This window comes from Synechococcus sp. PCC 7335, assembly GCF_000155595.1.
GTDB lineage: Bacteria > Cyanobacteriota > Cyanobacteriia > Phormidesmidales > Phormidesmidaceae > Phormidesmis.
The window spans coordinates 2,064,355-2,079,764 of sequence record NZ_DS989904.1; the positions used below are offsets into that span (position 1 = coordinate 2,064,355).

Consider the following 15,410-nt stretch of genomic DNA (forward strand, 5'->3'; position numbering starts at 1 on the left):
ATATCAACGGGTTCTATGAGCTTTGATAGGGAGCTTTGTTAGGATACCTATGCCTTTGCCGCTATCAGAATCATAACGGAAGGGATAAGTTGAGTAGTAGGTACTTATATTTGGGGGATGATGGTCCCTCCAGCCCAAGTGAGGCTTCAACAAGTGAGGCTTAAGCTACAAAAGATCAGAAGTGAACAGACTATGAGCGTTGACTGAACTTTCTCTAACTGCCCCTACCGTCTATGTTTTTTCTGTTGCCAGGCATCTTCGTATCGACGTTCGTTTACACTAACTGATTTCTGCAAATCTACTACTGGGTTTGGATAGTCTACCCCTAGTCTGACATTGAATTGCTTTTGCTCGACTGTCTGTAGTGTCCAAGGCGTATGTACCTTTTTCGCTGGCAGCGTTTTTAATTCTGGTAACCAATGCTTAACGTATTTGCCTTCTGAATCATAGTCTTTAGACTGTTTGGGAATGTTGAAGTAGCGGAAACCACGCGCATCGTTCCCAACGCCGGCTGTATAGTTCCAGTTTCCCCAGTTGCTGCAGACATCGTAGTCGATTAGTAGAGACTCAAACCACTCTGCACCCATGCGCCAATCGATTCCTAGATTCTTAGTTAGAAAGCTAGCTACATTCTGACGCCCGCGATTAGACATAAATCCAGTTGCCGCTAGTTCTCTCATATTAGCGTCGATCAGCGGATAGCCAGTTTTTCCTTCGCGCCATAGATCAAATCGCTTCCAATCTTGCTGCCATTCGATCGGTAATCCACGAATTCCTCCCTTACGAAATATCTTGCGACCATACTTCACACAGACAAACCGGAAGTAGTCTCGCCACATTAGCTCAAATATCATCCAGTAAGTTGAATTGTTTTTCTTTCTCTCTCTTTCGTAGCGCTGGACTTCTTCGTAAACTCTGCGAGGAGAAAGACTTCCATTAGCGAGCCAAGGAGAAAATTTGGAAGAGTAATCCGCGCCCAACATCCCGTTACGAGTCTCTTTGTACCGCTGAAGTCTATCAGCGTTCCAGAAGTAGTGCTGTAGTCTATCAAGTCCTTTACTCTCTCCTCCTTTGAACGGAAGAACGCCTTTCTCGTCAATCGGAGTCCGTTCTAATCCGAGATCGGACAGGCTAGGAAGCTCTCCAGGTTCTATTTCATTAGGAAGAGAGGGTAGTTTTTCTGGGGTTGGAAAGGTTGGGAAAACCTGAGTGTTCTTTTCTATGGCTTTGCGAAACTGCGTGAACACCTCAGGTAGCTGACTCACTTCAAACGGCAGGTCATCAGGATGATATAGCGTTGCACCCCAATAGACCTCTGAAGTGACTTTGAGCTGGTTTAGAACAGTTTCGAGGCGCTGTTCTACTTCTATTTCTTCTGGAGTGACTTCTTCGTGCCAATAGACAGCGGCGATGTCAAAAGCTTTAACTAAAGCTGGAATCTCTTCTTCTGGCTTCCCTTGAAGAATAACTAGGTTACTACCACGCGATCGCAATTCTGCTTTCAAAGCCGCCACTGTCTCAATCAAAAACTGAGCCCGATAAGAGCCTGTCTTCGGAAAACCAAACGAGGTTGCTTGAAACTGTCTAGGATCGAAACAGTAGACAGGGATAATATCTGCGCCTTGCTCTGTAGCCCGATGAAGAGGCTCGTGATCGTGAAGCCGAAGATCGTTACGAAGCCAGAGAAGGATGCGCATTTGAAGTGAAATAGACGAGTTTTGTAGCTATAGCAATCTGCAACTTAGCTCAACCCATTACTAGAAGCGGTAACCCTTATCCCGTAAAGCGCTAAGCCCATAGCAAGCCGCTAATACATCAGCGATATGCTGGATCTCATAGTACGACAGTGCTATCTGCTAACCCTCTCTACTTAGGCATAAAGCGCAACCATTAACCATCTTCTAGTGCAGTGTTTTAGCGCAGCGTTACCTCGTTCATCTTGGATTCAATCTTGGCTTGAATAGTCGTAGGAATATCCGAAAGGAGATCATAGCCAGTGGCAATTTCAATGCGATCAACCGTAGTACGATAGGGCAGCCAATTATCTTCGATGCGATCGCTATTTGGCATGTCGACAGCGATCACCTGCGTGCGCCGGGTCACCTCATCTTCGGTGGAATCCATCACTACCATTACCTTCCATAGCCGACCTGGAATAGTTGCTTTACCGACCGATCCTTTATCACCATAGACTCCACCAATCACGTATAGCGACTTGCCTTGTTGATGAACTAGGTCGCGTCCATATTCTTCTAAGGCGCGCCATGGTCCCCGATTGTTTTCCTGGGCCTGCGGAAAAATATTGCTCATCAAGAAAGTGATTGAGTTGTCTTTTGATGTTGAGGTGCGATCGCCTGATGCGACCATATGGCCCCGATCGTAGCCGCTACGTTTATACTCGGTAGGGGTCACCTGATAGAATCCTTGAGGCAACCCACCATCCACGCGAAAATCATCTTGCCGGCTGCTTTTGCCTAACCAGCGGGGGGCGACCCACCAGCTAGCCCAATTCAAGAGATTGCGATCGCGACTGTAAGAGAGCACATACTGATCTCGCTCAATCAACAAGTTGTTAGGATCTTCTTGTCCAGCGTTACTTGGATTACCGAGACTTAAATGCTCATTGTTTGAGAAATAAGTCGCTGGACCCAAGCTTACATCGGTTTGAGGTAGCTGTTCGCAAGCTAGTCCATTTCCGTCTCTATCTAGGCCATAGTAATCAGATGGAAAAGATGATAGAACGGTTTGAGCAAGCTGTTGATTTTTGAAATCTCCACAATCACAGTAGCTATCAACACAAGGGGGCAAGCTAGCGTAAATGTCTGGTTTATCAAACTGGTCGCAGCTAGATAAACTAATGGCAAGCAGTATGAATGCGCTTTTTAGTAATCTCTTCACCCAATCAACCCCTCGATATAACAGCCTTATCCACCACTAACCCACAACCGAAAACAGTATATTTGAACCATTTTTCTTTTGTACTACAAGCGCATTCGGTGATTATGACTGGCTCTACCAAACAATGCCCGATCACAAACAGTAATTAATCAAAAGGCTTAACGGCTTCCTTAATAGTTCATCCACGCAAAAGCTTGAGCGGTATACTAAATCCGTACAGTTTTTTAGATTTCACCTATGCTCAGTACAGTTATTTCCGCGCTAAAGGCTTTGTTCCCGGCCCCTGAAGTTCAAGCTCATTGCGATGGCCCCTGCGGTGTGTACGATCCGTCTTCTGCTCGCATTGCTGCAGAAGCAGTCGTTTCTATGACAAAGAAGATATTAGACCTAGAGCACCCTGAAGGTGGTGATACTCAAGCCATGGCATCTTACCAAAACACCATGTCTCGGTTTATCGCTATCAAAGAAGAACAGGCTCAAATTACCAAAGATGAGCTGTTGATTCTATGGACTGACTATTTTAAGCCCGTTCATTTAGAGAAATATCCTGATCTACATGATACTTTCTGGAAAGCTGCGAAGCTCTGCTCTGCATGCAAAGTGGAAGTTAGCACTCAGCACTGTCAAGAACTCATGGACGCGGTTCAGAAGATCCATAACATCTTTTGGGAGACTAAGAGCCGTGATGTATCTTGGTATACCGCTAGTTAGTGAGTCAGTAAGCATACATCTGTAACAATAGACAAAGAGGTTCTGCAATCGATTAAACGATGTTGCAGAACTTTTTTTGTAAGGGTTCTAAACAACATACAACAGGTTGTTCGATCTCTCAGGTAGGATAATTCAGTCAATAACTGCTTCAATAGCGATAGCTTCTATAGTTCGCGGCTATGGAATTTTGTAGTCATAAAGTTTTACGCTCATGAAACTTAGGCGCGATTGGAAGGAGATTGGATTTTGGACATTGGGCAAGCGGTGGCGGTTTCGAGTCACAGGAAATTCGATGTTACCCACTCTCCATTCTGGTGAAGACGTACTGGTACATCCTCTTTCTAGAACGGTTAGGCTCTTCCCAGGAGACATCATTATCTGTCGTCATCCACAAAGGCCTAGCATTAGGTTGGTAAAGCGGGTAACGGAAGCTTTCTATGATGGCAGCTGCTATGTGCTTAGTGACAATAAATCTGAAGGTAGCGACAGTCGCTCTTTTGGCGTAGTTGCTCGTGAGTTAGTTATCGGCAGAGTGACTAGTCGATTAATTTAGGGAGAAGATGATGTCGGCATACAAAATTAGACTAGCTACGCCCAGGGATGTCATGGCTATTTTTGAGCTGGTCACTGCGCTTAGCGAGTATGAAAAGCTAGCTCATGAAATGGTCGGGACGCCAGAAGATTTGCATCAAGGGTTGTTCGGGAAAAAGCCTGTTGCCGAAGCTATTGTTGCCGAGTCCGATGGAAAGACGGTAGGATTTGCGCTTTACTTCTACAACTTTTCTACCTTCTTAATGAAGCCAGGAATCTATCTAGAAGATCTTTTTGTATCGCCCGACTATCGCCGTCAAGGAATTGCAACAGGACTGTTAAACTATCTAGCCAACCACGCGGTAGAACAGGGATGCGGCCGCCTGGAGTGGAGCGTTTTAGACTGGAATGAAGACGCAATTAGTTTCTACAAAAAGATAGGCGCAGTACTTATGGAAGAATGGACAGGATGTCGGCTTGCTGGAGAAGCGCTGCTTGGTTTCGCCAAAGCAGACAAATGAGTCTTTCTACATAGCCTTACCTAGAGACTGTTGTCTTTAGTCCCTTCTTAGCAACAACCGCCCTAGTCCTGGCGATGGTTGAGCAGGCAAAGAAAGCTAGGCAAATAAGCTTCATACCCTAGCTGTTCAACTTGACGTAAATCAACTTGACGGAAAACAGTACAATTACGACTCGACTGATTGAGTGTTGGTTGAATTGAGTACTTATCGCTTTGGTCACTTAGCTTACAGCATAGTCATTGGCTACAGCCCCTGTGTTTCAACAGGCTAAGTGACTCGCAATATACGAATGCATCCGCACATTGCTATTAGCTAAGCTGCACAGTTGATTCTTTGTAGTCAGCAATCCGTGTTTGGCCAACGCATTTCAAAAGTTGTTGTTGAGTTCCAAGAGTGAGTCCAAACATACTAACTCTTCACGTTTCACCGCTTCGTTTGGTAGTTTTCTATTTTCTATGGGGTTTATCCCGAAAAAAGAAGGTGTTCATTCTAGTCTGGATACATACAGCTACGGTAGATTCACCATAGAACCCCTTAGTCTTTATGAAGCGCTACGACATCATTCATCAGACAAGCAGCCAGATGATCGGTCACTTGATTAAGCCAAGAAGTCTCAAGACAGAATCGCTTCAGGCAACTGAGCGATCGCTAACAGCGCGACTAAACCAAAAAACATCTTGTTACCGCCTAGAAAAATGCCTAAGCCAAGAAGTCGGTAAGAGAACTTTTCTGGCAACAGATATTCATTCAAACTTACAAACGATTGTCAAGCTGCTTTTATATTACCCAGACCCCCAAAAGAAGGAGATAGAAGAGACGTTATTACAGTTGCAAGAAGCGGGTTTACAGCCTTATCAGTTACCAGCAACACTTCCCTATATAGAATCCTTTGAAGTAGAAACAGCATTAGGGCCAGCATTAGCCTTAGTCAAACCACTGGTCAAACCATACGTTCAGACCACGGAGCAATCTATATCTACAAGAAAACGCCGCAAAGCTGCCCTGTCCTCGCATCAGGCATTTCCTGTACCACAAACAGCCTATGCAGACTTTAAAGTGAGCGCTGTTTCAGATAGCCTATCTATTCGATGTTTAGAGTCTCGCATCTGTACAGGCATCGTTGCTGAGGACGCAGGCGAAAGCTTAAAAAATTGGCTATTGGCGGTTGTCGGTACTGTTACCTTTGTTGGCGGTGCCGTTGCCATGACTGGCTCTATTGCCATAGGTGTTTTTGTCGCCGTGCTACTTCCGCTTTTGTTTGAGTGCATCATTACTCTAGAGCACAAGCAAAGAACAGTACGGAGGCAGGCGATCATTAGACTTAGTCGCAAATCTAGCGGGCGTACCTTCTTGAGCCTCACAACTGCCTTGATGCCGAAGCTGAATGGAGTGAGGAAGGAGAATGCACCGCTACTTGAGAGTCAACTTCACTATTCTCGTCTGTCAGTGAAAGCGGTCACAGTCGCCCCTGCTTTTTTCTTCTTCCTCAACGACTGGAACTTATTGGGTGCCAAGCTAACGTTCACTTTCTATAATCACGATGCCCCTAGCCCCTGCCTTTGTGTGGTTGGCAGCTATCAAGAAATTCGCTGGATTCAGCGTCATCTTTTACGGTGGGCAAAGGCAGATAGTCCAAGCGCGTAAGGCTGATAGATAGCTCGCGTTACACTAGAACTGAACTCAAATTATAGAGATTTTATGACGGTTGGTATTTGGGTGTTAGGCGATCAGCTTTGGTGTGCTCAGTCGGCGATCGCTAGCTGTGAAGCAAACAAATCTGATACGCCAATTATCTTGATCGAATCAATCGACTATGTAATAAAGAGGCGATACCATCAGCAGAAGCTAGTGCTAATTTGGTCAGCAATGCGCCACTTTGCCGAGGAATTAAAGGCAGAAGGCTGGCAAGTAACCTACAAGATAGCCACGACCTTTCAAGCACCGCTCGAAGAATGGATCGAGCAAAACAACATCGACGAATTGCGGGTAATGGAACCCGCAGATCGTCCGTTTGCAGAGTGGTTAGATGCGATGTCGCTAGACTGCGAGATTGTTCAAACACAGAACAATCATTTTCTATGGTCTACAGCAGAGTTTGAATCGTGGGCTACATCTCGTAAAAGCCTTTTAATGGAGTCGTTTTATCGAGAAGGGCGAAGGCGGTTTGATATTTTGATGGATGGCAAAAAGCCAGTAGGGGGTCAGTGGAACTTCGATAAGGAAAATCGGAGACCGCCGAAAGGAACGATTTCACCGCCAAAGCCACTGACGTTTGAACCAGATGAGATTACGCAAACCGTGATGAAAACGGTGAAAACGGCTGACTATTCAACGTTCGGCGAGTCTGATAGTTTTGGTTGGGCGGTGACAAGAGAGCAGGCGTTGCAGGTGCTAGACAATTTTGTGCGCGATCGTCTTACTACCTTTGGACCGTATCAAGATGCGATGGTCACTGGCGAAGATACAATGTGGCATGCGATGCTATCACCCTATCTAAACATTGGACTATTGCAGCCGATGGAGGTAATTGATGCAGTCATTGCTGCCTACGAATCTGCTGCTAATTCAGACCATCCTATTCCACTTAACAGCGTGGAGGGCTTTATTCGTCAGGTTCTCGGCTGGCGCGAATACATGCGCGGCATCTACAACCACGTAGATGCTGACTATCCTTCGCGCAATTATTTTGAGCATATTCATTCTCTACCCGATTTTTTTTGGACTGGTGACACCAAGCTAAACTGTCTCCACCAGACCATCAACACGCTCAAACGCACTGGCTATGCCCACCATATTCAGCGGCTAATGATCCTTGCCAACTTTTCTTTGATCTCGGGCCTTTCCCCTCAACAAGTAGAAGATTGGTTTCATGCTGCCTTCATTGACGGCTATGACTGGGTGATGCAAACCAACGTGATTGGCATGGGCCTTTTTGCGGATGGGGGCATGCTAGCGACGAAGCCCTATGCATCTAGTGCAAACTACGTGAATAAGATGAGCGACTATTGTAAAGGGTGCAGCTATGACAACAAAGCTCGAATAGGCGAGAACGCTTGTCCATTCAACTTCTTCTATTGGGATTTCTTAGATCGTCATAGAGAGAAACTGAGTTCTCAGGGACGAATGAACTTTATCTTAAAGAACCTAGATCGAATGACAGCAGAAGAACTATCTGAAATCAAGCAGCTTGCCAACCATTGGCGCGAAGATAATTGATCCAACTTATACCCACACTGAAGGCATCTATAACAAGGTATCTATAACAATGAACAGTTCCTTAAAGGTCAAGCTCACCTCGGTAGGTCTTACTTTCCTGATAGTGGGTTTGGCGAGCTGTGGCACTCAATCTGTGACCAAAGGAAGTTCAGCGGTCACAGAATCGTCAGTAGATGAGACGCCTGCTAGCGTTATCGCTGTAGAAACTACAGAAGAAGCCTCAGGCTATCTTTTTTCGGTGACGGTGCGTAGTCCTGATACGGGATGTGACCGCTATGCAAACTGGTGGGAAGTCATCACTGAAGAGGGCGACTTGATCTACAGACGCACGCTCGCTCACAGCCATATTGAAGAGCAGCCCTTTACGCGATCAGGCGGGCCAATTGAATCTGATCTTGTGACCGCTCAGCCTGTGATTGTACGAGTTCATATGCATCCAGATGGCTATAGCGATCGCGCTATGTCTGGCACGGTTGGTGAAACGTTTCGTCAAATCACCCTCCCAGCTGATTTTGCGGCAGAACTAGCTGAATCCAGTCCTTGGCCCAAGGGCTGTGCGTTTTGAAGAGTAGCTCAGTAGATAGTTAATCAGGCGTTTCATTAACTGGAAATCGGTTGATTAGATAGGCAGCCTGCCTAGCATTACTGCGAACGGATTCAGAAAGATAGGGGACATGAGGAATCTGGGAAAGAAAGTCTAGGGTCCGGCGCAATAGCCTGACAACATCGCCTTCGTCGAGGCTGGTATTGTCACAGAGTACTTGCCATTCTGTTTCGAGCGCCCACTGTTCTACAAGAGCAATTAAGTCTTCTTCTAGCCAGACTGGAATTTGAATATCTTGTCTTCTTTGTGCTTGAAAGATACGTCGTCTAAGACTGCGTAAACCGCCAAGCGCTTCTAATACTGGCCGAGTAGCGTGATAGCGAATCCAAGTGTCAGATCTATTGTTTTCCATCAAGATACCAGCGCAAGCAGCAGCAAACTGCTGTGGCTCTAGGGCGTCAAACTCTCCAGAAGCAAGAGCCATGCCCAGCCAGAGTTCGTTATCGCCACGAATGGCGGCGCATAGCTGACCCATCTCAGTCGGAGTATTTTCTTCTAAACACTCAAAGTCTTCGAGCACCTGCATCAGGCTGACGAATTCTAGCCAATAGTGATGCGTGTAGTTTTCGTATTTTTGCAGACGATCGCGTCTTTCTTCTTCCAGTTTGAGCAGTCGTTTCTGTTGCTTGACAACTGCCTTTGGATTCTCTAATTGTGCCACCGGATTCTGCGCCAGCTTTTGAGCGACAGCTGCAGCTTTCTCTTGTTGTTCTTTGACTTCAGGTGCCTGCGTTTCTATTGCCGTGATCTCAGGTATTTTCGCGGCTACAGCCGCGGATACTTCGTTCCCTTTACGCGATTTTCCGGGTGAATAGATTAGATCTACAGGCGGAGTGAGGTCGTCTGCTGCGCGAAGGCGACTTCCTGCTGTACCAGCGGACCTCTCAGGGAGTGCCGCCACATCTTTTACGGTCGCTACATACCAGCGGTTATTCGCTCCTAAGCAGACCAAGAAGGGAAACTGCCCTGGCCCGGGTACTTTACTCACTAATACAGCCGGTAGTGGCGTCGCTACTTTAATATTCTTGCCTTTTAAAGAAAGAACTGTACCTGCCATCGCGAAGGAAATAGCGACTGGCTCTAGAGTACCAATGCTTTCTTCTGCCTGCTGCTGTAGAATTTTCAACAACCTTTCTTCTTCTCGTAGCCAACCTCGTAGTTTTTCATACTCAGCCAGCGCTGCCTCATCGATATAAGCTAGCTGATCTTGTAGGACGGCAATATCTTGTTCTAGCTTGGCGATCGCCTTTTTCTGAGGCGCTAAGTGTAGCGTTGCTAGATACTGCCCAAAACTCCTTTCAATGAGCTCTTGAGCTTCTTCGGCTGTGTGAACTTGCAGCAGATTTAGCACCATGCCATAGCTTGGTGTGAACTGACTTACTAGCGGATCTGGTGGCGCTAGGGCTAGGCTCGCAGCTTCCTTTGCGCCTTCAAAAGGAGATTCTACAGTTACCACATGGCCTTCTACATCCATGCCCCGTCGTCCTGCTCGCCCCGACATTTGCAAAAACTCGGATGCGTGCAGCAATCGGTGACCGCTATCAGTGCGCTTAGAGAGGCTCGCAATCACAGTTGTCCTTGCCGGCATGTTGATACCTGCTGCTAGCGTCTCAGTTGCAAAGACAACCTTAATGAGTCCTGCTTGAAAGAGTTCTTCTACCAGGCTCTTCCAAGCCGGTAATATTCCAGCATGATGGGCGGCGACGCCACGATACAACGGTTCTAGCTGATTGGTGCGAATCGCTTCCGGGTTGCGTTCAACAAAGCGATCAATTCGCCGTTTCAACAACTCAGCTTCAGCGGCGCTCACTAAGTTCATACTAGCTACAGCCTGTACCGCCTTATCGCATCCCTTGCGGCTGAAGATAAAGTAAATAGCAGGTAGCATATCTTTGGCTTGGAGCTGACTCACCACCCCTGGAAGCGTCGCACCCGCCTTTTTCTTTTGACCACGCTGTCGGCGAGGGGGTTTGCGATAGTTCTTTAGCCGAGGATGAATGCTCGTCTTCTGATTATTGAGGAGCGGGAAAATGCCCTTTTCTACTGCAAAGTGAAAGTTTAGCGGAACCGGACGATAGTCCGAATAGATTAGCCGGGTAGGCCCATGGACTTCGTTGATCCAATCAGTGAGCTGGCCGCCATTTTCGATGGTGGCAGAGAGGCCTACTAGCTGAATTTCTGGAGGACAGTAGATAACCGATTCTTCCCAGACAGTGCCCCGTTGGCGGTCGTTCATGTAGTGACACTCGTCTAATATGACTGCCTGCACATCTCGCAGGGATGTGCCTACTTCACCAATAGTGGTGCCGTAGAGCATATTACGAAAAATCTCCGTAGTCATGACGACTACAGGCGCCTCTCGGTTAACAGAGCTATCGCCTGTGAGCAGACCCACACTTTCTTCACCAAACGCTTGCTGAAAATCTCGTAGTTTCTGATTAGAAAGTGCCTTTAGAGGCGTTGTGTAGAAGACGCGACGCCCCATCTCTAGGGCACGGTGAATAGCATATTCACCTATAAGGGTTTTGCCAGAACCGGTAGGTGCGCAGACGATAATAGACTGACCTTGGTTTAAAGCTGCGATCGCATCTATTTGGAAGTCGTCTAACCGAAAAGGAAATAGGGTTTCAGGCGCTAACACGAAGGCATTTAGAGTAAGGGAACCCCTCTATTGTGCCAGTGACAGGAAAAGTCGGGGAAAATTAGCTCTCGATGTGAGTCTTCAGTGAGATATCTGCATTCATCAGCCTAGGAGATAGGGCAATTTCCCTTTGCGCTTGCGGCTTTCTCAAAGGCCTCCTGACTCTCGCTCGGTATCTTAGCGGTGATGTCTAAGTGAATTTGTGTCACTTCTGGCTCTTTGCCCTCAGTCGTCGGCAAGATTTACGAGCTTCATACAATTGCCACATCATTGTCACTCCGTTGTCAAAATCGCTAGATATCTTGAGAATGTTCCCTAGAAAATCAAGCCGTAAGCTATGACAGCCAATCATTCTGAACACGTTCCAAGCAAGCATTCTTCTAAACGTAGCATTGCAACTTCTTTGGCACTGGTTCTATTAGGTGCAGGCACAGCTACGGCAGGCACCTATGCCGCGATGGGTCCACTGAACCAAACTGCAAATAAGGCCGCTATCGTCGAGTCATCTGACCATCCCGAGCCTATGCCAGTTAGCTTAACAGTACCGGCCGAAGCCACCTCAGTTGCTGAGGTTGTTCAGGCTGTAGGACCAGCGGTTGTCCGAATCAATGCTTCTCGGACAGTTACTCAGAATGCGCCTAATGTCCCTGAGAGTTTTCGTCGTTTCTTTGGTGACCAGTTTCCCTCGCAGATGCCTCGAGAAAGAACGCGAAACGGCGTTGGCTCTGGTTTCATTGTCAGTGAAGATGGTCAGATCTTGACTAACGCTCATGTGGTAGAAGGTGCAGATACTGTGCAGGTAACGCTGAAGGACGGTCGTACGTTTGAAGGCACGGTACTAGGCAGCGATCCAGTGACAGATGTGGCAGTGATTGATCTTGATGCAAATGATTTGCCTACGCTGGCTGTCAGTGAGGCAGAACTGCTGCCTGGAGAAGTTGCGATCGCCATTGGTAATCCACTTGGCCTAGACAATACAGTAACTGTCGGCATCGTCAGCGCCACCGGACGCACCAGCGGTCAAGTAGGCATCCCTGATAAGCGCGTAGACTTTATCCAAACAGACGCAGCCATCAATCCTGGGAACTCCGGTGGGCCATTGCTCAACGCTCGTGGCGAAGTAATTGGGATGAACACAGCTATCATTCAGGGGGCAAATGGCATTGGGTTCGCGATTCCAATCGATGCAGTACAGCGCATCTCTACCCAGCTAGTTGCGGATGGCAAGGTAGATCATCCCTTTATCGGGATTAGGATGGTGAACCTGACTCCTGAGGTGCGTGACTCGATTAATCAAGATCCTAATAATGGCTTTAGCGTTGCTGCTGATAGCGGCGTGTTAGTCGCCGAAGTAGTTCCTGGTTCACCCGCGGCTAGAGCAGGCGTAAGATCTGGCGATGTCGTTAGTCAAGTGAACGGCGAATCTATTTCGACTGGCCAAGAGGTTCAGCAAGCGGTCGAAGATAACGGTCTAGACAGAGAGTTGCGCTTAAATATTGATCGCAACGGTGATAATAGGACACTATCGTTGCGCCCGCAGCCGCTGCCTGCCCAGAGTTAGCCTTTTTGTTGATCAACAGAAACAGCTATTGAGCGGGCTATTGAGCAATAGCTTTCTTTCCTCACACCAAACTTAATCCCCACACCATGGCCGTGACCTGCTCTAGCAGGGTTGCGGCTTTTCTATAGCGCGTTTGTTACCTAACGAAGTACACCAGCACACGGAATAAGAGAGTACGTGGTGGAAGTAGATCTAAGTGTTCACACAAAGACGTTTGCACGGTAGGGAAAAATAGTGAAAAACTGGCTTTGGGCACTCTGTGCGTTTGGTTTAGTAACGATAAGCTGTGGCGATCCACAGACTAGCAACCCATTGATTTTGGCACCACCTGTTGATCCGACTGGCGCTGAAAGCGACGCCGAAATCACCCCAGGCGACGCTGACGTTGAGCAGAATGAGCCTCAGTCCCAGCAAGGCGCTTTTCTATCTGTCTCTAGCGCAGCTAAAGCTGAAACGGCTCATAGCATAGGGTCACTGACTGAGCTGGAGATTCGATACGACACACCTAGCTTAGATAATGCTACCCTTGCTAGCGGTCCCATAGAGGTCAAAGTTTCTTATACTGCTCGCGAAGACATTACCGCAAAGAATCGTCCGCTGTTAAGATATGAGATTTTTTATCAGGGTGAGCTGAGTGTAAAGGACTATGCGATCGCGCTTGGCAGTGGCAATGTCTCAATTGGAGATTTTGACCAAGACGGCGGTATGGAAGTCGCTATTCAAGGATTTACTGGGGGTGCACACTGTTGCGTATCGACCACTGTTTACAGCTGGCGTGGTGATGGCTTTAACAAACTCAGCCTAGACGAGACGCTCAGTGGAGAATTTGAGGATATCGATGGTGATGGTTCGTTTGAATTTGTCACGATTGATAGTGACTTTCTCGCAAAGTTTTCTAGCTATGCCGGCTCAGTGGCACCGCCAATGGTTTTTTCTCTAGTTGAGGGTAACTTTGTCAACTCGACTCGAAATTATCCGCACTATATCTACTCAAAAATTGCAGATCTCGAGCAGCGAAACCAACAGGACATGAACGCTCACGGCTTACTTGCTGCCTATGTGGCGAATAAATCTTTAGTGGGTGAGTATGAGTCGGGCTGGTCATACATGCTCGCCCACTACAACCAAGATCCACCCCTGGACTTGGGCATGAGCATTCGCAGTCAACGTGGTGAGGTGATTGGTCATCACCCTGATTTTCCAACTGCGCTTAAAGCCTTTTTGATAGAGCAAGGTTATTGGTGATAGGTCGCGCTCCGCGACAGAATATACACTTTGTCGCTTTTCTATAGCTTTCGCTACTTAGCTCTACACATTTTCTAGGGCTGAAACCCTTGATGCCTAAATAGCTAAGTGGTCAGCAGTGACCGTAGGCTTTGCCTTCTCGCAGAGTATGCATCCGGTCATTGCTATATATCAGCTTTCCTCACACTACCGCCGCCTTCTGCTACTACTGTTTAGCGCGGCGGTTTTCTTGCGATCACATTTAATAGAATCTAAGTAGCCGCGGAGTCCTCAGGCTGCGAGATCTGGAAAGACCTTTCGCACGGCTGGATGCACTAACCGATGTTCTTCCACGTTCAGCGCGCTCTGCAATCCTTTTCCAACCGCCGATGGATGCTTGAGCGCACCCATCCCCAACTCTGCTAGCTGGATAACGTACGGTAGCGTGCTGTTATTTAGCGCTTGTGTTGCGGTCCAGGGCACTGCTCCTGGCATGTTAGGTACGCCATAGTGCACAACCCCTAACTCTGTATACACCGGATCGCTATGGGAGGTTACCTTCAAAGTCTCAATACAGCCACCTTGATCTACGGCGACATCTACAATCACAGATCCGGCCCGCATCTTGCTTACCATCGCTTTGGTCACTAGTGTAGGGGCTTTCCGATTAGGGACCAGTACTGAACCCACTACCAAATCAGCATCAGTGACAGTGGCGGAAATATTGGGCGTATTGCTATACAACAGATTGACTCTGGAGCCGAACAAAGTTTCTAGATAGGAAAGACGCTCTACGCTAATGTCGATGATGGTCACTTGAGCGCCTAATCCGACCGCCATTTTTGCAGCTTCCGTACCGACTACGCCGCCACCGAGGATCGCTACTTTACCTGAACTGACACCGGGTATTCCACCGAGTAAAACGCCGCGTCCACCTTGTTGTTTCTCTAGGAACCGAGCTCCAAACTGTACAGATAATCTGCCTGCAATTACACTCATAGGCATCAGTAGTGGAAGTGTGCCATCCTTTTCGACGCTTTCATACGCGATCGCACTAACGCCACTTTCGATTAGCCGTTCGGTTAGATTCCTGCCGGCAGCCAAATGCAGATAGGTAAAGAGTAGCTGTCTATCCTGAATCAGCTCATATTCTGCAGGTAGAGGCTCTTTTACCTTAACGACCATCTCTTGCTGCCAAGGTTTTAGAGCATCGGCAGCGATCCTCCCTCCCGCTTCTACATAGTCCTCATCGCTGAAGCCAGCACCAACGCCTGCTTGGGTTTCGACTGTGACGCTATGACCGCGATCGCATAGCTCTTTTACACTCGCTGGACTTAGCCCCACCCGAAACTCTTGATCCTTAATTTCTTTCGGAACGCCAATATCCATTATTTCAATTCCTGTGAATCCTTAAAAGATTTCATTCTATACATATTTAGACTGAGTACCCCTCGGATCGTTTGATGCGAGGGGTAGCCAAATGTATTAGGGGAAATCATACAC

The 15,410-nt window shown here is 47.5% G+C and carries 12 protein-coding genes; 8 read left to right on the plus strand and 4 right to left on the minus strand.

Annotation, left to right across the window (positions count from 1 at the left end; translation table 11 throughout):
- Nucleotides 1-224: 224 nt before the first annotated feature.
- Together S7335_RS09055 and S7335_RS09060 are read right to left on the minus strand one after the other, a co-directional pair.
- Entirely contained in the window at nucleotides 225-1,697 is a 1,473-nt protein-coding gene (locus tag S7335_RS09055; RefSeq protein ID WP_006456663.1) for a DASH family cryptochrome, read from the minus strand.
- Nucleotides 1,698-1,914: 217 nt separating this feature from the next.
- A complete protein-coding gene (locus S7335_RS09060; RefSeq protein ID WP_006454360.1) occupies nucleotides 1,915-2,898 on the minus strand; it encodes a DNA/RNA non-specific endonuclease in 984 nt (327 codons plus the stop codon).
- Nucleotides 2,899-3,135: 237 nt separating this feature from the next.
- Here S7335_RS09060 and sodN point away from each other — a divergent pair, with 237 nt between their 5' ends.
- From sodN to S7335_RS09090, 6 genes are all read left to right on the plus strand, one after another.
- Nucleotides 3,136-3,609 (plus strand): superoxide dismutase, Ni, encoded by a 474-nt coding sequence (gene sodN / locus S7335_RS09065; protein WP_006455901.1) that lies wholly within the window; start codon nucleotides 3,136-3,138, stop codon nucleotides 3,607-3,609.
- A gap of 211 nt (nucleotides 3,610-3,820) precedes the next feature.
- Nucleotides 3,821-4,162, plus strand: a complete 342-nt coding sequence (sodX, locus tag S7335_RS09070; RefSeq protein ID WP_038015960.1) for a nickel-type superoxide dismutase maturation protease — start codon at nucleotides 3,821-3,823, stop codon at nucleotides 4,160-4,162.
- A 10-nt stretch (nucleotides 4,163-4,172) separates the two neighbouring features.
- Nucleotides 4,173-4,661 carry a GNAT family N-acetyltransferase gene (locus S7335_RS09075; RefSeq protein WP_006453714.1) on the plus strand — a complete coding sequence of 163 codons (489 nt, stop codon included), beginning with the start codon at nucleotides 4,173-4,175 and terminating at the stop codon, nucleotides 4,659-4,661.
- Nucleotides 4,662-5,204: 543 nt separating this feature from the next.
- Nucleotides 5,205-6,305, plus strand: coding sequence for a hypothetical protein (locus S7335_RS09080; RefSeq protein WP_006453959.1), 1,101 nt, complete (start codon nucleotides 5,205-5,207; stop codon nucleotides 6,303-6,305).
- Between the two features lie 54 nt (nucleotides 6,306-6,359).
- On the plus strand, nucleotides 6,360-7,877 hold the full coding sequence (locus S7335_RS09085) for a cryptochrome/photolyase family protein (protein WP_006457129.1): 1,518 nt from the start codon (nucleotides 6,360-6,362) through the stop codon (nucleotides 7,875-7,877).
- A gap of 49 nt (nucleotides 7,878-7,926) precedes the next feature.
- Complete coding sequence (locus S7335_RS09090; protein WP_006455676.1) at nucleotides 7,927-8,442, plus strand: hypothetical protein; 516 nt, start codon at nucleotides 7,927-7,929, stop codon at nucleotides 8,440-8,442.
- 19 nt (nucleotides 8,443-8,461) lie between these two features.
- On the opposite strand, the gene S7335_RS09095 is transcribed toward S7335_RS09090, so the two are convergent.
- The gene (locus S7335_RS09095) at nucleotides 8,462-11,122 is read right to left on the minus strand and encodes an RNA helicase (protein WP_006455900.1); all 2,661 of its coding nucleotides are present in this window, start codon (nucleotides 11,120-11,122) and stop codon (nucleotides 8,462-8,464) included.
- Between the two features lie 337 nt (nucleotides 11,123-11,459).
- Between S7335_RS09095 and S7335_RS09100 the strand changes: the two genes are divergently transcribed.
- A complete protein-coding gene (locus tag S7335_RS09100) occupies nucleotides 11,460-12,683 on the plus strand; it encodes an HhoA/HhoB/HtrA family serine endopeptidase (protein WP_006454321.1) in 1,224 nt (407 codons plus the stop codon).
- Nucleotides 12,684-12,917: 234 nt separating this feature from the next.
- Nucleotides 12,918-13,928 (plus strand): hypothetical protein, encoded by a 1,011-nt coding sequence (locus S7335_RS09105; RefSeq protein ID WP_006457527.1) that lies wholly within the window; start codon nucleotides 12,918-12,920, stop codon nucleotides 13,926-13,928.
- A 270-nt stretch (nucleotides 13,929-14,198) separates the two neighbouring features.
- Here S7335_RS09105 and ald read toward each other — a convergent pair whose 3' ends face one another.
- The gene (gene ald, locus S7335_RS09110; RefSeq protein ID WP_006455896.1) at nucleotides 14,199-15,296 is read right to left on the minus strand and encodes an alanine dehydrogenase; all 1,098 of its coding nucleotides are present in this window, start codon (nucleotides 15,294-15,296) and stop codon (nucleotides 14,199-14,201) included.
- Nucleotides 15,297-15,410 lie beyond the last annotated feature (114 nt).